Raw genomic sequence first — 18,909 nt, 5'->3', positions numbered from 1 at the left:
TCACACACGCAACTGCTTTTGGCGGCCATAAAGCAGCATCAGCGCAAGTAACGTGACACCGAATATGATCTGCCGGGCCCATACATCGAGGTTGAGCGTTATCAGTACGCTTTGCAGAATGGTGAGCGCAACTGCCCCAGCCATGGTTCCGATATATCCGCCCGCACCACCGGCAAGCGAAGTGCCGCCGATGACAACAGCGATGATCGATGGGAGGACATATTGGTCGCCGACAGAAATGAAGGAGGTGCCGGTGTAGCCGATCACGCAGACCCCGGTCAGACCGGCAAACAGGCCGGACAGGCCGTAAAGCAGCGTGCGGATCAAAGACACAGGCAATCCGACCAGCGTCGCCGCCCGCTCGTTGGAGCCGATGGCGTAAATGGAGAAGCCGAAGGCCGTGCGGCGCAGCACGAACAGCATGATCGCGGCAATGCCAAGCCAGACGAAGAGGACGCCGGGAATACCGAAAACGAGAGGCCGGTTGATGAAACCCGCCAGGAGGGGCGCCGCCGCACCTGATGGAACGCCCTGCGAATAGACCACAAGCCCGCCCTGGATCACCGCTGTCATGCCGAGTGTCATGACCAGCGGCGGAATGCGCACGAAGGTGATGCCGAGGCCATTGATGAGGCCGATCAGGAAGGGAATACCACCTGCGACCAGTATGGCGAGCGGTATTCCGACATTCTGTCCGTTCATCATGTTGCCGGCAAGGACCGCGCCGAGCGAGATCATCGCGCCGACGGACAGATCGATGCCTTCGCGTCCGCCGAGGATCACAAGATTTTGGCCTGCCGCGACGATACCGAGAATAGCGGCGATCGTCAGCAGCCGCACGATCTGCGACCCCTGTGCGAAGCCGGGCGACAACAGTTCGCCGACCAGCAGCAGGAACACTGACGCGCCAATCGCAATGGTCAGCGGATCGGTGATGATGGATTTGATTTTCAAACCGGAATTTGTCATCTCAACGCCTCGTCACCAGAACGCCGCCGGCAAGTGCCGTCAGCACGATCAACCCCTGCACCAAAGTCTGGTACTCGAAGGGCAAGCCCGCAAAGAAAATCACATTGCCAATCATGCCCAGCACCAGCGCGCCGGCGATCGATCCTGTCGAGCTGCCGAACCCGCCGGACAGTGCGGTGCCGCCAAGAACGACCGCCGAAATGGAGGAGAGCGCCAGGCTTGCACCGAGCAAGGGGTCGCCGGAGGCGGTCTCGCCCGTCAGGCACAGCGCTGCGAGCGCCGAAAACAGACCGGAAATCATGTAGGCGCCAATGCGAATGCCGGAGAGGCGCAGGCCCGTCTGGAAAGCGCCCGTGCGATTGCCGCCCACGGCCAACAAATGCACGTGAAACGGAATGCGCGACACAACGAGCGTAAAGGCAATACCAGCCAACAGCATCCACAACACGAAAGGTAAACCGATGAAACTACCGGAATAGGTCTGCCAATAGGCTTCCGGCACGGGAAGACCGGCCTGCGGCAGAACCCAGATCGCCAGACCGGCGAAGATGATGCCCGTCGCGAATGTGGTGACGATGGGCTGGAAACGCAGGCCGGATATGAACAGGCCGTTGACCAGCCCACAGATCAGTCCGACCGCAACACCCGCTCCCATACCTGCAACGACGGCACCTGCCGTTCCGCCAAGTGCAGCGATGACGCTGACGGTAACGACATTGGCGAGCGCTACGATGCTTCCGACCGACAGATCTATATCCCCGGCCAGAATGACATAGGTCTGACCGATGGCGACCAGGATCAGGGGAAGAAATGTCGTCAGGTTCGACTGCAATACGGCCGGCTGCACGAAAGACGGCTGCAGAAACGTGTTGACGCCGATGAGAACGGCCAGAACCACAAGAGTTATGATCCAGGGTTGCTTGCGCACAAAACCGAGGGAATTCATGCGGCGTCTCCATAGGCGGCGCGGGTCATGTTGACGGATGTCATGTCGGCTCCGGTCAGCTCCGCAGAAATGCGTCCGCCGTTGAAGACGAGAATGCGGTCGGCATATTCGAGGATTTCCGCATCTTCCGAGGAATAGAGAAGAATGGTCGCGCCCGCGTCAGCCTGCTGGCGCATAAGCGCGAAGAGATCGGCCTTGGCGCCAAGATCGATACCCTTGGTCGGATCATCGAGCAGCAGCAGTTTCGGTGCGGTGGCAAGCCAGCGGGAAATGAAGATTTTCTGCTGGTTGCCGCCTGAGAGCGTGCCTATCGGCATATCCATGCCAGCAAACTTCGTCTTCATGTCGTCCGCGACCTTCTGCACACGCGGCTTCAGCGTCGCGGGCCGGACCAGTCTCATCTTTTCGCGCACCATCAGAGCTGCAACAAGATTTTCGAAGATCGACCGGCCCTGAAGCGAGGCATCACGTCCGCGGTCGCCCGACACATAGGCAAAACCGTTATGAACCGCCTGCGAAGGCTTGCCGATGGCGACATCACGGCCCTCGAACTGGATTTGCCCGGCGGCAAAGGGGCTTGCGCCGAACAGGCCCTTCAGCAAGGCCGACTGGCCCTGCCCCTGCAATCCCGCCAAACCGACGATTTCACCCGGATAGGCTTCAAGACTGACACCGCGAACACCCTCGCCCGCAACGTCCGTCACCTTCAGGCTGGGCGCTGAACCTGCGCGTCCCTGCTGGCGGGCAGGCGCGGCGCGGACATCGCCGACCATGTCATGCACCACGGCCTCGCGGGTGGTAGCGGCGGTGTCGAGTTCCGAAATGGTCGCACCGTTACGCATGACGGTTATGCGGTCGCAGACAGCAAAAACCTCATCGAGCCGGTGGGAAATCATGATGGTGGAGATACCGTCAGCCTTCTTGGCTCTGAGTATCTCAAAAAAACGCTCGGACTGGCGGCCATCAAGCGCCGCCGTTGCCTCATCCATGATCATGAGGCTGGCATTCTGGGCGAAAACTTTCAGGATTTCGACGAGCTGGCGCTGATCGGGCGGCAGATTGCCGACGATCGCATCCGGCTCCAGCCCTTCGCCGGCAACCCCGTCAAACAGCGCGATCAGCCTGCGCGCCTCGGCTTTCAGGGCCTTGCCGTCGACAAAAACGCCGCGCTTCGGTTCGCGACCGAGAAAAATGTTGTCAGCGACAGAAAGCTGCGGAATGAGGCTGAGCTCCTGATAAAACAGCGCAACGCCAGCATTTTCGGCGTCACGCGGGCTTTTGAAGCGCACGTTTTCGCCGTTGAACCGGATGGTGCCGCTGGTCGGCGCGACCGCACCTGCAACGATCTTGCAGAGCGTGCTCTTGCCGCAACCATTTGCGCCCAGCAGCGCGTGAATTTCACCGCGACCAACGGTCAGCCTGCCGTCGGAAAGCGCACGCACGGCGCCAAAATTCTTCTGTATGCCGGCCGCTTCCAGAGCGTTCGCCATCGCATGTCCCCGAATTTTACTTGTCATTGTGCTTCGTCACTGGCGGACGCGCGCAATACGCGGTCCACATTCGAATTTCAGGTTTCGGGCTAGCGTTTGCGGCCAGCCCGAGACTGATCTTACTTGAAGAACTCGCCAGCCTGTTCCGGCGTCACGGTTGCTGTGACAGACCAATAGCCCGGCTTACCTTCGGCGGACTTGATGTTTTCCGCGAGGTTGTCGTTGCTGACGAAGGGGATCGGAATATAGATGGCGTTGCCGTAGGTACCGCCGAAAATGCCGTCCTTGAATTCCTTGCCCTGCAGCTTCAGAACCGCAACGTTGAGCGCGCTGGCCATGACACCCGGAGGATTGACGGAGGCGCCGGAGTTGAACTTTTCCTTCTCCCAGCGCGTCATGAAGTCCTTGCGGATTTCACCTGTCGCGGCGATGTCCTTGGTCTTGCCAGCGGCTTCGATTGCGCGCCATGCGCCATCGGCCATGCCGTCCTGCACCCACACACCGCTGATATCGGGATAGGTAGCGAGAAGGTTCTGCATGGCCTGCTGGCCCTGCGCCTGATCCCAGCTCGCATTGGCTTCGTTCAGCACCTTGATATCAGGATATTTCTTGAACACTTCGCGGTAACCGGCGACGCGGGCTTCGTTGGCGGGATTGCCGGCGATACCGTTGATCGCGACGACGCTTCCCTTGCCCTTCAGCGAATCCGCAAGCCACTGTGCGGACTGTGCCGCCCAGGCCTTCTGGTCGATGCCGACATAGATCGCGTCCTTAGAGGACACTTCCGCGTCGGTTGCGATGACGAGAATGTTGCGTGCCTTTGCCTGAGCGAAGATCGGATCAAAAGCAGTCGGGCTACCGGGATTGATGAGGATCGCATCAACGCCCTGGTTCATGAAATTGCGGATGTGGCCGATCTGCCCCTGCACATCGACATTACCGCTCTGAACGACGACTTCGACCTTCACGCCCTTTTCGCCCCACGCCTTTGCGGCAGCCTGGGCTTCCTCGATCATCTGCGTGCGCCACTCGCTGCCGACGAAAGAATTGGAAAGACCGATCTTGAAGCTCTGTTCCTGAGCCTGCACGGACGTGCCCGCCGCCAGCACCATAGCGGCAGCAGCCATCAAATGTTTAAACATGAAAATTTGCTCCTCCAAGCACGGTTTTTAACCGATGAAACCGTTTACATCAGTGAATGTAACCGGTTTCATAAATGAGTCAACCCAGCTGGGATTTTTTATGCACCCGTTGCCACAGCGAATTGCCGACCCTTGGCGGAGAGATTGGGTAGCAATTTAAGGAGGAACAGCGGCACCATATTGGCGTGGATTGCCGTGCTGATAGCGCCCAAATTTTGTTCATGTGCGGACAGCTTGAAGCTCCGCTACTTCAACAAGAACAAGCTGCTGGCGTGCGTCTATAGACCGGTTGGCGTGAGACTAATTGCCCCCATCCACCATCTTGGTACGGGCCAAAGTATCCGCGAGATCGTTCCCGGCTATACCGGAATGCCCCTTGCACCACGCTATCTCGACGTTCGGATTACAAAGGAGCAAACGATCCACATTCTGCCACAGACCGCCATCTGGTATCTGTCGTTTGCGTTTTCGCGAATCTGGATTGATGCGTTTCCACCCGTTGCTACGCCAGATTTCGCGCCAGCGATGGCAACCTTCCATCACGTGAGCGGAGTCTGTCCAGAGCTTGGCTGGCCGGCCTGGAGCCTGTGCATCGAGCCATAAAAGTGCATTCATGACCGCCATGACTTCAAACGAATTGTTCGTAAGTCCGATTTCCGTTCCTCGCGCAGCATGGATCTGCCGCTCGGTTTCAAACACGATGAATGCCCAGCTTCCCGATAATGCAACAGGGTTGTATGAACCATCCGCGTAGATGACGAGTGGAGCAGTCATGGATCTCGTTTCCTTGCGTCAGAGGCGCTTGGAAAGAATGACAGCGCTTTCGGGTGTTTGTAGATAGCTTGTACAATCATCTTATTCGAGTCAGATTCACGTCCAGGGATGAAACATGATCTTCAAACGCATCGTCGCAGGAATAGTCGATCTCATCTTGCTCATCAGTGTGGCGTTTGCACCGACATTCATCGCCGCAGAATGGCTACCGCAGTATATGGACGCTCCAGCGGGGCAACCGCCGACACCTCTGATGGGTGTAACGCTTTTATGGCTGGCATCCGTGTTGTTTTGCTATTTCCCGGCCTTCGAAAGCAGCGCCTTCATGGCAACTCCCGGAAAACTGCTAATGCGATTAAAGGTCGTCCGGCGCACCGGCGAAAGACTGACCTTTACGCAAGCGCTCTATCGCATGGTCTTCGGCCCGCTCGCAATATGGTTTCTGCCCTGGTACCGCGACCATTTCTCGGGTGGTGCAATTGTAAAAGACCGCTGAGTTCTTGGTTGTGTGATTTCACACTCGGCCATCACCTTTCCCGTTTCCCTTTACCATTCCCGTTTCAAGGACGGCGGCAGGTCAGGATGAAACGACGGTAGACGAAAGTTCGCAGCCTGTTGCGCAGGTTGGTGTTTTTCCGCTGCGCTCTCGCAATCGGGGCATGTGAGTGCAGTTCTATGCCGGTAAAGCCGGCGGCGATCAGGAGCGGCGTCAGCATCTGCGGGCGCAACCCCTGCCCGAACGGAAGCGCCTTCATGATTGCGGCATGATGGCTGCTTTGGGCACCATCGTAATTCTTGTCGGCCCCCACCGAAAGATCGATGAGCCGGATCAAAAGGCTGGCAAGACGCCCTGCCGGTTTTGGCGTTGCCCAGTCACCATCGAAAAACAGGAGCCGACCGCCCGGACGAAGCAGCCTGAACCACTCGCGGAAGGTCTCCTCAGGCTGCGTCAGTGTCCAGACCAGATGCCTGCAAATGATCGCATCATAGGACGCATCCGGCTCCATGGTGTTTTCGGCACCCGCCATCACGAAACGTAGCCTTGGTTTTCCCGCATGTTTGGCGCGCGCTACGGATAACATCGCTTCCGAAAAGTCGAGTGCCGTGACCTCATGGCCGAGATCATGAATAAGCCGCGTCACCTCGCCGGTGCCACAGGCCAGTTCAAGGATATGTTTCGGCTCAGGTCCCACCAGGTCGCGGATCGGCTTCTGCCATGCATTGGCCTCGGCGCCAGCTGCTATCTTGTGTCCAAAGGCCAGATCGAAAGTCTCTGATCTTTTCGACCAATAATCGCGGATTTCCTCCTTGAGATCGAAGTTGCCGCCATCCATGGTCTATTCCTTTGAGTACTCAAATCGCATCCGCTGCGGCGAATGACAGCTTGCTTCACAATGTGATGCCAAGTTAACCCATGCGACATCGCTGGAAAATCAGAAGTCTGTGGCCCCGAGATATAGATCATAATAAACCTATATATTTCAAGATATAAGTGCAGTTTCCTGATGTGATTTATAACTCTCCTGACGCCTCCCGGCGCCTTTGCTCGAGCTCTTCGCTATACCGCCTCAGCGTATGGCTTTCCGTCAGCAGGCCCACGGGTCGGTTTTCGATCTTGTCGTTGACGACAACCAGAGCTTCGCTTTCGGTAGCATCGAAGGCTGCCGCCGCCTGACGTGCGTTCATCGCAGGCAGCAGCACGTCGTTCTTGTAATTGAGGTAGGTCTCGAGGCTGATCTTGGAGGGATCGCGATCCATCGGATCGGCGTAGATTTCCGGCACGAGGACCATGCCGGCATAACGCCCGTCATCGTGTGTCATGATAACCCGCTGCGTAGAGCCTAGCGGAAACTTCTCCTTGAAGGCCGGAAGTCCCATGCTGACATTGGCCTTGCGAATATCGGCGCGCATCATCTTGCCCACCGTCAGGTCGCGGATCCAGCCGATATCGTGGGCGCTGCGAATGCTTTCGCCCCGCAGGTGAAAACGCCAGGTGGCGAAGGAGTAACCGAAGGTGGTGCGTACCACGAGCGATGTCGTGATGACGGCCGCCAGCACCAAAGCCGTGATCTGGAAGTCTCCGGTCAGTTCCAGCGCCAGAAACGTCATCGTCAGAGGACCGCCGATAATGGCGGCGGCAAAAGCACTCATGCCGACCACGGCGTAGACCACGGGTGCTGTCGAGCCATAGCCGATATAGGGTGCGCAGAGTGCGAAAATCTTGCCGACCAGCGACCCCATGAACAGCGAGGCAAAAAACAGGCCGCCGCGGAAATTCGAGCCGATGGAAATCGCGCTCGCCGCAGCCTTCAGCAGGAAAAGCCCGGCCAGCCCGTATATCGTCAGATCGGCATCGATGTTGAGATGGAGCGCACCGTGGCCGCTCGACAGGACCTGCGGTGAGATCAGCGCAAGTGCGCCCACCGCCACGCCACCGATTGTTGGACGCAGCCAGCCGGGAATGGCGCTTTTGCGGGCGGTTTCCTCGATAAGGGAGACCGTCTGCATCAGCACGATGCCGATAAACGCACATACCACGCCGAGAAAGATGGCCGGTACATAATCCGGAGGCGTCACACGGCTGGCATCGTAGATATCGATGGACAAGCCATGTCCGCCGATAAGCCCTGCCACGATGCTGGCAACCAGCGCAGAGACAATGAGCGGCGCGAGTGTCACGACGGTATAGGTGCCGATGATGAGTTCTATGGCATAGAATGCCCCGGTCAGAGGCGCGTTGAAGGCCGCGGCAATGGCACCAGCAGCACCACAGCCGACGAGGATGCGCATGTCTCCTCGTCTCAGCTTAAGCTTGATGCCGATCTTGGACGCCACACCGCTGGCGATCTGCGTATAGCCTGCCTCAAGCCCGACAGATGCGCCGAAACCGTTTGAGACGATGTTCTGCACGCAGACGATGATGCTGTCCGTCAGCGAAAGGCGGCCGCCATGCAGCGCATTTGCCTCGATGGGGTCGACCATTGGCTTTTTGCGGGTTTTCGACAGAATGAAGAGGATCAGGCCGAGTACGATGCCGCCAATGACCGGCCCGGCAAGCACGATCCAGCCGGAGAGTTCACTGCTGCTCAGCCGCTCGACACCGAAGACCAGCACATGAAGGGCCGTACTCAATCCGCCAATCAGCGCCACCAGAAGGCCGGCCGCTATGCCGATGAGGACGGCGAGAGCCACCAGCCCCAGCTCGCCGCGCCGGAACATCGCCCGCAGGCGACTGGAGCGCAGATTGTCGAAGAAGCTCGCCATACTGGGTGCACGGAAAGGCCGGGTCGACATGCTGTTCCTTTTCAGGCGGTATTAGGGCGCTTCAATCTCAAGTTCGACTTCGAAACGCATCTGGTCGTAAGCCGGTTCAACATGATCAGGCGTTTCGCGCATCACCGTGTCATAATCGAGCGGAATGTGCATATGGGTCAAGATCGCCCTTTTGGGTGCAAATCTATCGATCCAGCCGAGCGCCTGTTCGAGCGAGAGATGGCTGGGGTGATAACGGTGCTGCAGCGCATCGATGACGAGGACGTCGAGACCGGCAAGCTTGGGCACGCTTTCGGTCGGAAAATCGCTGACATCTGTGCAATAGGCGACATTGCCAATCCGAAAGCCGAGCGAGTGCACGTCACCATGCTGCTGCATGTGCACGTTGAAAGGTATCGCCCCGCCTGCCCCGTCGATGATCAGGGTCGCGTCGATATCGGCGATGATCCGCGGCTCGACGATCGGCGGATAATTGCTGCCCGGAGGCGTTTGCAGGCAATAGGCAAAACCATCCCAGATGCGCGCCATGGTGACTGGATCGGCATAGATCGGAATGCGGCTCTGCTGAATGGCGAAATAGATGCGCAGATCGTCAATACCGTGCAAATGGTCGGCATGGGCATGAGTGTATAGAACCGCATCGACTGCCTCCACTTTGGCGGCAATCATCTGCTCGCGAAAATCGGGCCCGGTGTCAATGACAACGGTGGTCTTACCGCCATCAGGTCCGATCTGCTCCACCATGAAGGCCGCCCGAGTACGCCGATTCCTGGGGTTTTCAGGATCGCAGGCGCCCCAGTCGCCGTTGATGCGCGGCACGCCGGGAGACGACGCACATCCGAGAACCGTAAAGCGGCGACGGTAGATTGCCACGCCTACACCCTTGTCATCTTCGAAAAGCAGCGGAAAGCATTCTCGGTGCTGATTTCGGCCATGCGCTCGAACGAGATGCCATGTACCTCGGCCAGCACTTCCGCCGTGTTCACCACATAAGAAGGCTCATTGCGCTTGCCGCGCCAACGCTTGGGCGCGAGATAAGGCGCATCCGTTTCCACCAGCAGACGGTTGAGCGGCACGGTGGCTGCAATATCGCGGATATCCTGCGATTTCGGGAACGTCAGAATGCCGGAAAAGGATACGTAACCGCCAAGTTCGACGCCGGTTTTGGCGAGATCGGGACCTGCGGAAAAGCAATGCAGAATAAAGGGAAAAGCACTCTTGTCGCTTTCTTCACGCAGAATCGCAGCCATGTCCTCATCAGCGCTGCGGCTGTGGATGACGAGCGGAAGCTTGGTTCTCCTTGCCGCCTCGATGTGGCGAACGAGGCCGGTCTTCTGGTCTTCCGGCTTTTGCGTGTCGTAGAAATAATCCAGCCCCGCCTCGCCGATCGCCACGATCTTGTCGTGGCTCTCGGCAAGCCGCACAAGCTCGTCGGCCGAAATGTCGAGTTCTTCGTCGGCATTGTTTGGATGCGTGCCGACCGAGCAGAAAACCGACGGATATTTTTCCGCAATCTTTAGAAGCTCGGGCAGACGGCGCACCCGGGTCGAGATCGTCACCATCTGGGCAACGCCGGAAGCATGGGCGCGGGCGATGATATCGTCGCGCTCAGCCTCGAAATCGGGAAAATCCAGATGGCAATGCGTATCGATCAGCATGGTCGTCGCCTTCACGCTTCCGGTGCGACGTAACGCGGGAAGACCGGCTTCGGTGCCTCAAGCGGCGTTCCCGGAACCAGACGTCCGGCTTCGCCGAGTGCGGCAAAATCCCGTTTGTCGGCAGGGGCAGCAATGAGATCGAGCAGCTTCTCGCAGGATCCCGGCATGAAGGGCTGCAACAGAATGCCGATCTGGCGGACGACTTCCGCCGTCACATAAAGAACGGTGCCCATTCGTTCTGGGTCGGTCTTCTTCAGAGCCCACGGCTCCTGCGACGCGAAATAGCGGTCGGTTTCCGAAACGACGGCGATGATGGCTGCAAGCGCGCGATGGATGAGCTGTTTGCCCATCTCCTCACGGCAGAGTGCCAGAAGCCCGTCGGCGGAGGCGAGCATCGCCTTGTCTTCATCGGTCAACGGCCCGGGCGTCGGGATCTGTCCGTCACAATTCTTGACGATCATCGACAGCGAGCGGCTGGCCAGATTACCGATGCCATTGGCAAGATCTGCGTTGATGCGGGTGGCGATGCCCTCTTCGCTATAGCTGCCGTCCTGGCCGAAGGAGACTTCGCGCATGAAGAAATAGCGGACCTGATCGAGACCGAAATGGTTGACCAGATTGACCGGATCGACGACGTTACCGAGCGACTTAGACATCTTCTCGCCCTTGTTGAGCAGGAAGCCGTGCGCATAAACCCGCTTGGGCAGCGGCAGCTTGGCGCTCATCAGGAAGGCCGGCCAATAGACCGCGTGGAAGCGAATGATGTCCTTGCCGATGATATGCACGTCGGCCGGCCAATATTTTGCGCGCGGACCGTTCTTGTCTTCGATGTAACCCGTAGCGGTAATGTAGTTGGTCAGCGCATCGACCCAGACATACATGACATGCTTCGGGTCATCAGGAACCTTGATGCCCCAGTCGAACGTCGTACGGGAAATCGACAGGTCCTTGAGGCCGGATTTGACGAAGGAGATGATCTCGTTGCGACGCTCAGCGGGACCGATGAAATCCGGGTTTTCCTCGTAGAGCTTCAGCAGCTTGTCCTGATATTCGGAGAGCTTGAAGAAATAGCTCTCCTCCTCGACCCATTCGACGGGCGTGCCCTGCGGCCCATAGCGAACGCCGTCCGCGCGCACTTCCGTCTCATCCTCGCCGTAGTAGGCCTCGTCGCGCACTGAATACCAGCCGGCATAGCTGTCCTTGTAGATGTCGCCGCTGTCGGCCATCAGGTTCCAGATATTGCGCGAGGTCTCGTGGTGACGTTCTTCCGTGGTGCGGATGAAATCGTCGTTCGAGGCGTTGAGCAGCTTGCCCATCTCGCGGAACTGGTCGGAATTGCGCTGCGCCAGCTCTTCCGGCGAAATGCCTTCCGCCCGCGCTGTCTGCTGCATCTTCTGGCCGTGTTCGTCGGTGCCGGTCAGGAAGAAAACATCCATTCCGTCCAGGCGCTGAAAGCGTGCCATGGCATCCGTCGCAATCAGTTCGTAGGCATGGCCGATATGCGGCTTGCCGTTAGGATAGGAGATTGCGGTGGTGATGTAGAAGGGTGTCTTGTCTGTCATGACGGTCTATCGACTTTACAGGCTGTTTTTTGGATAGACCGCTCTTAAACGATTGTTCGCAACAGCGAAAGCAAAAGCGTACGTTCCGTACGATCTCTTGGGTCTCACACGCCGCGAACATCTTCCAGAATGGAAAGCACCATCTGCTTCTTGTCGAGATTATAGGCCTGCGCCACGGTAATGCGTTCCGAAAGCGTCGACGAAAGGCGCGCATGTTTCTCTGCCGCCGCGATATCACCGGCCATCGCCGCCGCTCTCGCACGCGCCATCAACTCCTCCGTCACGTGCTCCATGAAGAAGCCAAGAACAATATCGCCGTCCTTCTGTGCCAGAACTTCGGCAAGCTTGTGCATCTGCTTGCGTGCACCGGGCCCTTCGGCCGTCATGACGGAGGCGAGCGCCTCCACAATGTCGGAGCCGCCGTAATTCATCAGTTTTAACGCCTGCGCGACGCTGCCCTTGGAGGCGGAAAGCAGCGAATCCCGCTTTTCGCCAGCCGGGCTGATACCGAGATGATCGAGCGACTGCACCATATCCGCATCCGAAAGCGGCAGCAGCCGGAGCGGCATGCAGCGCGAGCGGATGGTCGGCAGCAATTTGCCCGGCGCATGCGACAAAACGAGGAACATCGCCCGCTTTGGCGGCTCTTCCAGTATTTTCAGAATGGCGTTTGCGGCATTGCGGTTTAGATCGTCAGCCGGATCGATGATGACGATACGCCAATTGCCGGTGCCCGAGGTTTGCGAGAAGAAGTGCCCTGCCCGCCGCACCTCATCCACCGTGATGGCGGATTTCACGCGGCCGGTCTTTTCATCCGCCGGGCGGGTCAGATGCAACAGATTATGCGACGCACCGGAGGTGATCTGCCGGCTGACAAGCGATTCTATATCGGGATCGGCCAGGAAATCCGGTGCGGTGGCTGGATCGGGATGGGTAAGTACGTGGTTGGCGAAACGGAAAGCGAGTGTTGCCTTGCCAATGCCTTCAGGGCCTTCGATCAGGATCGCATGGTGGCCCTTGCCGGAGCGATAGGACTGCGCAAGAAACGCCTCCGCTTCGCCATGGCCGAAAAGCTTCGTGTTCTGCTGCGGCGCAATTGCGCCGTCGAGAACGCCCTGAACCTCACTCATGCGCCGTGCCCGCCGCAGTCTCCAGCCGCTCGAGCAAAGGCTCGACAAATGACATGACGTCTTCCGTCACTTTTTCTTCCGGCTGATCGGCATTGACGATCCGACAACGACGCGGCTCGGCAAGCGCAATATCCAGATAGGCTTCACGCCGCTTCTCGTGGGTCTCGATTTCCTCTTTTTCGAAACGGTCCGGTGCGGCACCCTCATCCGCACGCTTTCTGGCCCGGGCAAGGCCCTTTTCGGCGGCGATATCGAAGATCAACGTCAGTTCCGGTACGACGCCATCAATAGCAACGCGTTGCAGCGTCTCGATGAAATCCGGCTCCAGATTGCCGGTCGTACCCTGATAGACACGTGAGGAATCAAGAAACCGGTCACAAAGCACGATTGCGCCACGTTCCAGTGCCGGGCGAATGACCTCCTCGACATGGTCGTTGCGCGCTGCCGCAAACAGGATTGCCTCCATGCGCACGCCGAAGGATTCGGCAGCACCCGACAGCAGAACATGGCGAACAGCCTCCGCCCCCGGCGAACCGCCCGGCTCACGGGTTACGATAACATCGAAACCACGGCCGCGAAGCGCCTCGGCAAGCGTGCGAATCTGCGTCGACTTGCCAGCGCCTTCGCCGCCCTCGAAGCTGATGAACAATCCGGTCTTTTCGGCCAATGTCACGTCCTGTGAGGAATTCTCAGAAATATCGAAATGCCTGTTTACAGCATCGAACCGAAAAGTGTGAAGCGCTTTTCAGAAAATCCGATGTCTGAACAAAAGCATAGGGAAAGTTGCGGCTTGCGGGATAGGCATCAGAGCCAGAACAGCAGCAATTCCTTGAGCGCGCCGGCTGCATTCTGGGTCAACGTGCCCTTGCCGACTGCTGTTCTCGTGTAAAGCGGCACTTCCCGCAACAGCTTTTCGCCCGAAAAAACCTTGAGTGTGCCGACATTCGCACCAGTGTCGAGCGGTGCATTGAGCGGCCAGCGATAGACGATCCGCCCGGAAATACGCTCGGGATTATTGACCGGTACCAGCACGCTGACATCTTCCCGGGGCGACAGGTCTATATGCGAGACATCGCCACCGTAGACGCTGACCGAACCGACAGCTTCGTCCTTTGCAAAAAGATGGCGTTTTTCGAAGGCCGTCAGCCCCCAGTCAACCACCCGGCGTGCTTCGTCCTGCCGCGTCTTGTCGTCAGCGATGCCGCCAAGCGCCAGATAGACCCGGCGCCCTTCCCGCTCTGCCGAAACGACTGCCGCGAAACCGCTGCCTTCCGCAAAACCAAGCCCGAGACCGTCTATGCCGTTACCCAGCAGAGAGTTCTTGTTGCGCTGGAAAATCCGGTTCCATTCGAAATCCGGCTTGGTGAAAAGCCCATAGCGATCGGGATAGGTATCGCGCAGATGCTGGGCGAGAAGCACCATATCCTTCGCGGTCGTCTGGTTGCCCGGATCGGGAAGACCCGTCGAATTGGCAAAGACACTGCGGTTCATGCCGAGTTCGCCGGCTCTCACCGTCATGCGCTTGGCGAAAGCGGAGTCGGACCCTGCCATGCCTTCGGCGACAATGATGCAGCCATCATTGGCGTTCTGCACAATAATTCCCGTCAGAAGATCGTTGACGCTGACGGAGGATTTCAGCGCTGCAAACATGGTCGAGGTCCGCGACGGCGCACCACCCGTGCGCCAGGCATATTCAGAAACGGGATAAGCTGTCTCGGGCGTTACCTGCCCTTTGGCCAGCGCATCCAGCATCACCTCCACAGTCATCAGCTTGGCAAGCGAAGCGGGCGGAAAGGATTGATTTTCATTCTGGGAAAGCAGCACCGTGCCGGTTTCGGCATCGATCATATAGGCCTGTTCGGCCTTGGCGATGAAAGGTGCTGTTTGTGTTTGTGTTTGCGTTTGCGCTTGCGCCGGACCGTTACCGAAAAACGCAAATGCGAGCGCTGCCGCGACCGGGAGAAAAGAACGATGAATGGCCTTGTGCATGAAACCGCCCAGCTTTCCCTGCCGCAACCCGCCGCTCGCGACGAAAACGCAAGTCAGCCATAAACTCTTCAACCCGTCAGCGCGTCTTCGCCTGCTGACGCTTCACATGGGCAAGTATGGAATCCTCGTTGAGCGCTCCGCGATCGACGAGCACGCTGTCGAACGCACGTGAGGTTCTCGAAACCGCAGAGGATTCCTCGGAATAAGCCGCTGCATATTTGGACGACGGCGTTGGCACGCGCAGATAGTTGCCGCCAGGTGCTGCCGGCTCACGCGTGAAATTGCCTTCCGGGCGTTCCGCCAGGAACGGACCGATTTCCGGCAGGATTGCAAATTGTTCGAAGGCCGGTGCGGGGCCGTTGACCAGCGGCATGGCCTGGAGCGCTGCATTCTTTTTGGTACCAACCAGCGCCGTCTGCGTCGAAGCACCGTAATTCGGGTTTGATGTCGGGGCCGGCACGAAATTCGGCGAAGCCGAAGCCACCATGACACCAGTCGCGATCTGCCCTTCCGGCGCAACACCCGGAGAACGAGAGCCCTTCGGAACATAGGACGCCATCAGATAAGGCATGTCGTGCCCATCAAGCGGCGCGCGGCCTGCATATTGCACCCGCACATTCGCCGTTCCAGTGCCCTTCATGTCGAGAAGATCTGCGGTCTTGCTGGAAACGTCGATCAGGCGACCTTCATGGAAGGGTCCGCGATCGTTGACGCGCACCAGAACCGATGCACCGTTTTCCATATTGGTGATGCGCGCATAGCTCGGTAGGGGAAATGTCGGATGCGCAGCGGAAAGATGTTCCTTGTCATAGACCTCGCCATTTGCCGTCAGGCGGCCGTGGAAGGCGGAACCATACCAGGAGGCAAGACCGGTCTTGTTGTAACCCGGCTCTTCCTTCGGAAAATAACGTCGGCCCTTGACGGTATATGCATTGCCGAGAAGCTCACGCCCGCCGCCCTTGGGAATGTTCTGGCCGTCGGCCACGCGCGGGCTGGCTTTGACGCCATATTCCGATTCGGAGAAATATTCCTTGCTGCGCTTCTGCTTCGGTTTGGTCTCAGAGGTGGTGGAACACGAGGCTGTCGCGGCGCAAAGCACGGAAATTGCAAGCCACTTCACGCCCGATCTGGCGTTGATGCCGAGTTTCTTGACCGTAGATTTCAAATCGTCTGCCCCACGCTGCTTGCAGGCTCGAAGAACCGCACCCTCATTTGCCTCGATGCATGCCCCTGCCATCGAAGCACCTAACAGTCGCTTAATCTTGTGCATAACGTGGCAAAAATGCGAACGACTTCTGCAAATTCGATAAAATTGTAATGAACGTGGTTAACGATTTATGTCTTTTCCGCAGCGCGGGAAGCCCGACGCGCCTGTAAACGCGCGGTCTCGAGATGTCTCCTGCTCAAGGAACAAACGAAGCCCGACCGCGTTTTCCCCTCGCAAACACACGAGCTTCCGCCGGTTTTCGGCTGAGTGAGGGAACATGATCAAGTCAATAAAAACCGCCGGCCTGGCACTCGGCATCGCGTTGGTGTCCATTGCCGCGCCTATTCACGCAAGTGCGCAGGACATGGAGCTGCGGATCGGCCCAGACGGCGTTCGCCCGGTTATACGTGATCGCGACCGCGACATGGACCGACGAGGACCTCCGCGCATGCGTGGCTGCGGCGAACGCGAAGCCCGCGCCGCCGCCCGCGAGGCAGGCCTGCGCGACCCCGAAATCGTGCGCGTCACACCTGGTCGCGTAGTCGTCCAGGGCTTCACCCGCCGAGGACCGGAGCGCATCACATTCGCGAACGAACGCGGCTGTCCAGAACTCTAATACATTAATCAACGGAACCCGCCGACAGGCGGGTTTCTTCATTTCGGTTATACAAGAAATTTCCAAGCTAAAAGCACCACGCGTCGCTAACGCTGCCGGTTCTGTTGATTTCAAACTGTCTGTTTGGAATTTCATGGCAGATGGGGTGTCTGTCACGTTTAAGCACCTATTACGTTGAAATTGGCTCCACAATTTTTTGGTCATTTTGAAATGTACTTGGTTTTATACCCGGGAATATTTTTCAGTTTTCAGGAAGCCTTTTTCAGCCTTCCGACTGTCTGGCGAAACGGGGGCACTCCAGGTGTTGCCGACCAATAGCCGTGGAGTTGCTCGAGTAGACGACCGCCGGGTGATCAACGGTATCCTTTGGCACTTTCGGACCGGCTCATCCTGGCGTGATGTACCGGAGCGCTACGGTCCGCGCAGACGCTACACAATCGCTTCTCGCGGTGGCGCAAGGTGGGCGTATGGGATCGTCTTCTCGGTGCTGTTTCAAGGCATTATTCCGGAGAGATCGTCATGATCGATTACCCCTGTGTCCGCGTTCACAAGCATGGTGCCAGCGCAGAAAAGGGGGATCTGCCGATCCTTGCATGGGACGTTCGCGTGGCGGCCTGACGACAAAAATCCACGCGCTCGTTGATGCTGATGGTTTGCCTGTTCGACTGGAATTGAGCGCGGGTCAAGCTGCGGATGCTCCCATGGCCGAAAAGCTGCTAAGTGACATTAAGCCTGGTTCGACGCTGCTTGCCGACAAGGCCTATGACAACGACGCGATCCGTAACTTTGCCAAGCAACGTAAGTGCTGGGCAATATCCCCGCCAAAGCCAACCGCAAACAGACCTCCAGTTTCAGCCGCTGGGTATATCGCCAACGCAATCTGGTGGAGTGTTTCTTCAATCGCATCAAACAGACGCGTGGTCTGGCAACGCGATACGACAGACGTGCAGATAATTACCCTGCCGGGCTCAAACTTGCCGCGACGAGGATCTCGCGTCAGCTAGTGAGTCCGCGTCTTAGCGCAAACCGGCATATCGATACTTACTACAGTCGCGATCCTGCCATCGATTCCATCTTTTGCGGCTTAATAGTTAGTCGACGATAACTTTGGTTTATTGGATACTCAATGAATTTATACGAGGCCAAACCAAATATCGTTGTCATCGCCAAAGCGCACAAAACCATTATCACTAGCGCAACCAAACCGGGCGTAAAAAATACACCTACCGCTTTTACGGAAACCTGAATCATCAGATTATGAACGAGATATATCGAGTAGCTCGCGTTTCCAAGTTGGATCAAAAATCTGTTTCGTGCAACCAAGCCAAGTTCCTCGAGAAGCACGCAGCCGTAAATCAGCAATACGCCAGCCAAGCCCCAAGTCATTGGGCGCAATATATTACTACTTGAGCTAAGCCCCAGTCCGCTGCCTGTTGCGGCAATAAGAAGTGCTCCTGCGGTTATCAGAAGCCACGCGCCCACTTTCTTTCCTGAGAGAGAACTAGCGCGTTTCGAAACATAGTAAGCTCCAAATCCTGCTCCAAAAGCAAAATCCAATATTACGGGGCTGGCATAATATTCGAGGTACGAGTTCAGCGAGAAAACCATTCCAGCACCAACGAGGAACGTTAAAATTGCTACCAGAAGAGATATTCTAAATCTAAAATTAGGCACAATAAGCAGCAACGCAAATAGCGTATAAAAAAACATTTCAAAATTCAGCGTCCAACCAACAGATAATATTGGCTCCCACAGGCCGTTGCGAGTAAACGGGATAAATAAAAGTGATTTCCAAATGTAGCTTATTTCCATATCGAGCACGCCAATGGGGCGAAACCCGATCAAGAACAGGGCAACGATAGCTAATGTCATTATCCAGTATATAGGTACGATACGGACAATTCGATTAACGAAGAACTTCGCTGGGTCACCATCTCTATCGAACGTTGTTAACACCATAATGAACCCACTGAGGACAAAAAAAATGTCCACCCCAGCAGCTCCGAATTCATAGGCTTTTGCCCCTGGAAAAACTCGATCTATATTTGGAATAAAATGATGAAAAAAAACCAGAAAAGCCGCCACTGCTCTTAAAACTTGCAAATTCATTATCATAATATGAAGTCCTCAGAATATCGTTACAAAAATATATC

Annotated in this window: 17 protein-coding genes and 1 pseudogene; 3 read left to right on the top strand and 15 right to left on the bottom strand. The window is 57.2% G+C overall.

The genetic code is table 11. From position 1 onward, the window contains the following. The 5 genes from ACQZ63_RS19625 to ACQZ63_RS19605 form a co-directional block, all read right to left on the bottom strand. On the bottom strand, positions 1 to 969 hold the full coding sequence (locus ACQZ63_RS19625) for an ABC transporter permease (RefSeq protein ID WP_003515236.1): 969 nt from the start codon (positions 967 to 969) through the stop codon (positions 1 to 3). Position 970: 1 nt separating this feature from the next. Continuing rightward, positions 971 to 1,915, bottom strand: a complete 945-nt coding sequence (locus tag ACQZ63_RS19620) for an ABC transporter permease (RefSeq protein ID WP_019566277.1) — start codon at positions 1,913 to 1,915, stop codon at positions 971 to 973. Beyond that, a complete protein-coding gene (locus tag ACQZ63_RS19615; protein ID WP_113555817.1) occupies positions 1,912 to 3,405 on the bottom strand; it encodes a sugar ABC transporter ATP-binding protein in 1,494 nt (497 codons plus the stop codon). Before ACQZ63_RS19615 ends, ACQZ63_RS19620 begins: the two co-directional genes overlap by 4 nt. 119 nt (positions 3,406 to 3,524) lie before the next feature. Next, on the bottom strand, positions 3,525 to 4,547 hold the full coding sequence (locus ACQZ63_RS19610; protein ID WP_113555816.1) for a substrate-binding domain-containing protein: 1,023 nt from the start codon (positions 4,545 to 4,547) through the stop codon (positions 3,525 to 3,527). 300 nt (positions 4,548 to 4,847) lie between these two features. After that, positions 4,848 to 5,321, bottom strand: a complete 474-nt coding sequence (locus ACQZ63_RS19605) for a ribonuclease H family protein (protein ID WP_113555815.1) — start codon at positions 5,319 to 5,321, stop codon at positions 4,848 to 4,850. A gap of 115 nt (positions 5,322 to 5,436) precedes the next feature. Here ACQZ63_RS19605 and ACQZ63_RS19600 point away from each other — a divergent pair, with 115 nt between their 5' ends. Then, positions 5,437 to 5,817 carry an RDD family protein gene (locus ACQZ63_RS19600; protein WP_013636091.1) on the top strand — a complete coding sequence of 127 codons (381 nt, stop codon included), beginning with the start codon at positions 5,437 to 5,439 and terminating at the stop codon, positions 5,815 to 5,817. A gap of 64 nt (positions 5,818 to 5,881) precedes the next feature. On the opposite strand, the gene ACQZ63_RS19595 is transcribed toward ACQZ63_RS19600, so the two are convergent. The 9 genes from ACQZ63_RS19595 to ACQZ63_RS19555 all read right to left on the bottom strand — a co-directional run bounded on the left by ACQZ63_RS19595 (position 5,882) and on the right by ACQZ63_RS19555 (position 16,098). Next, positions 5,882 to 6,655 (bottom strand): class I SAM-dependent methyltransferase, encoded by a 774-nt coding sequence (locus tag ACQZ63_RS19595; RefSeq protein WP_448799387.1) that lies wholly within the window; start codon positions 6,653 to 6,655, stop codon positions 5,882 to 5,884. 178 nt (positions 6,656 to 6,833) lie between these two features. Then, positions 6,834 to 8,615, bottom strand: coding sequence for a chloride channel protein (locus ACQZ63_RS19590; protein ID WP_013636093.1), 1,782 nt, complete (start codon positions 8,613 to 8,615; stop codon positions 6,834 to 6,836). Between the two features lie 21 nt (positions 8,616 to 8,636). After that, positions 8,637 to 9,467, bottom strand: a complete 831-nt coding sequence (locus ACQZ63_RS19585) for an MBL fold metallo-hydrolase (RefSeq protein WP_113555814.1) — start codon at positions 9,465 to 9,467, stop codon at positions 8,637 to 8,639. 2 nt (positions 9,468 to 9,469) lie between these two features. Beyond that, positions 9,470 to 10,252, bottom strand: coding sequence for a TatD family hydrolase (locus ACQZ63_RS19580; RefSeq protein WP_065702555.1), 783 nt, complete (start codon positions 10,250 to 10,252; stop codon positions 9,470 to 9,472). A gap of 11 nt (positions 10,253 to 10,263) precedes the next feature. Beyond that, complete coding sequence (gene metG / locus ACQZ63_RS19575; RefSeq protein WP_113555813.1) at positions 10,264 to 11,814, bottom strand: methionine--tRNA ligase; 1,551 nt, start codon at positions 11,812 to 11,814, stop codon at positions 10,264 to 10,266. 104 nt (positions 11,815 to 11,918) lie between these two features. Then, positions 11,919 to 12,944 carry a DNA polymerase III subunit delta' gene (locus ACQZ63_RS19570; protein WP_113555812.1) on the bottom strand — a complete coding sequence of 342 codons (1,026 nt, stop codon included), beginning with the start codon at positions 12,942 to 12,944 and terminating at the stop codon, positions 11,919 to 11,921. Further along, on the bottom strand, positions 12,937 to 13,611 hold the full coding sequence (gene tmk, locus ACQZ63_RS19565) for a dTMP kinase (protein WP_111796420.1): 675 nt from the start codon (positions 13,609 to 13,611) through the stop codon (positions 12,937 to 12,939). The genes ACQZ63_RS19570 and tmk overlap by 8 nt, the downstream gene beginning before the upstream one ends. 137 nt (positions 13,612 to 13,748) lie before the next feature. After that, positions 13,749 to 14,933: a D-alanyl-D-alanine carboxypeptidase family protein gene (locus tag ACQZ63_RS19560; RefSeq protein ID WP_113555811.1), complete on the bottom strand. Its 1,185-nt coding sequence runs from the start codon at positions 14,931 to 14,933 to the stop codon at positions 13,749 to 13,751. A gap of 76 nt (positions 14,934 to 15,009) precedes the next feature. Then, complete coding sequence (locus ACQZ63_RS19555) at positions 15,010 to 16,098, bottom strand: septal ring lytic transglycosylase RlpA family protein (protein ID WP_025593441.1); 1,089 nt, start codon at positions 16,096 to 16,098, stop codon at positions 15,010 to 15,012. A gap of 319 nt (positions 16,099 to 16,417) precedes the next feature. On the opposite strand from ACQZ63_RS19555, the gene ACQZ63_RS19550 reads away from it, so the two are divergent. Together ACQZ63_RS19550 and ACQZ63_RS19545 are read left to right on the top strand one after the other, a co-directional pair. After that, positions 16,418 to 16,756, top strand: a complete 339-nt coding sequence (locus tag ACQZ63_RS19550; RefSeq protein ID WP_003515252.1) for a hypothetical protein — start codon at positions 16,418 to 16,420, stop codon at positions 16,754 to 16,756. A 274-nt stretch (positions 16,757 to 17,030) separates the two neighbouring features. Next, positions 17,031 to 17,747 (top strand): annotated as a pseudogene (locus ACQZ63_RS19545) (IS5 family transposase); the annotation flags it as partial. A 53-nt stretch (positions 17,748 to 17,800) separates the two neighbouring features. Here the strand turns inward: ACQZ63_RS19545 and ACQZ63_RS19540 are convergent. Continuing rightward, the gene (locus ACQZ63_RS19540; protein WP_113555810.1) at positions 17,801 to 18,871 is read right to left on the bottom strand and encodes an acyltransferase family protein; all 1,071 of its coding nucleotides are present in this window, start codon (positions 18,869 to 18,871) and stop codon (positions 17,801 to 17,803) included. Positions 18,872 to 18,909: the final 38 nt, after the last annotated feature.

It is taken from the genome of Agrobacterium sp. CG160-95 (assembly GCF_053521725.1).
Note: the sequence above shows the minus strand (reverse complement) of the source record. Positions and strands in the feature narration are given on the sequence as shown.

Excerpts from the sequence above, each read along its gene's own strand:
- ACQZ63_RS19625 (WP_003515236.1), bottom strand. The coding sequence starts at position 969 with ATGACAAATTCCGGTTTGAAAATCAAATCCATCATCACCGATCCGCTG.
- ACQZ63_RS19620 (WP_019566277.1), bottom strand. The coding sequence starts at position 1,915 with ATGAATTCCCTCGGTTTTGTGCGCAAGCAACCCTGGATCATAACTCTT.
- ACQZ63_RS19615 (WP_113555817.1), bottom strand. The coding sequence starts at position 3,405 with ATGGCGAACGCTCTGGAAGCGGCCGGCATACAGAAGAATTTTGGCGCC.
- ACQZ63_RS19610 (WP_113555816.1), bottom strand. The coding sequence starts at position 4,547 with ATGTTTAAACATTTGATGGCTGCTGCCGCTATGGTGCTGGCGGCGGGC.
- ACQZ63_RS19605 (WP_113555815.1), bottom strand. The coding sequence starts at position 5,321 with ATGACTGCTCCACTCGTCATCTACGCGGATGGTTCATACAACCCTGTT.
- ACQZ63_RS19600 (WP_013636091.1), top strand. The coding sequence starts at position 5,437 with ATGATCTTCAAACGCATCGTCGCAGGAATAGTCGATCTCATCTTGCTC.
- ACQZ63_RS19595 (WP_448799387.1), bottom strand. The coding sequence starts at position 6,655 with ATGGATGGCGGCAACTTCGATCTCAAGGAGGAAATCCGCGATTATTGG.
- ACQZ63_RS19590 (WP_013636093.1), bottom strand. The coding sequence starts at position 8,615 with ATGTCGACCCGGCCTTTCCGTGCACCCAGTATGGCGAGCTTCTTCGAC.
- ACQZ63_RS19580 (WP_065702555.1), bottom strand. The coding sequence starts at position 10,252 with ATGCTGATCGATACGCATTGCCATCTGGATTTTCCCGATTTCGAGGCT.
- metG (WP_113555813.1), bottom strand. The coding sequence starts at position 11,814 with ATGACAGACAAGACACCCTTCTACATCACCACCGCAATCTCCTATCCT.
- ACQZ63_RS19570 (WP_113555812.1), bottom strand. The coding sequence starts at position 12,944 with ATGAGTGAGGTTCAGGGCGTTCTCGACGGCGCAATTGCGCCGCAGCAG.
- ACQZ63_RS19560 (WP_113555811.1), bottom strand. The coding sequence starts at position 14,933 with ATGCACAAGGCCATTCATCGTTCTTTTCTCCCGGTCGCGGCAGCGCTC.
- ACQZ63_RS19550 (WP_003515252.1), top strand. The coding sequence starts at position 16,418 with ATGATCAAGTCAATAAAAACCGCCGGCCTGGCACTCGGCATCGCGTTG.
- ACQZ63_RS19540 (WP_113555810.1), bottom strand. The coding sequence starts at position 18,871 with ATGATAATGAATTTGCAAGTTTTAAGAGCAGTGGCGGCTTTTCTGGTT.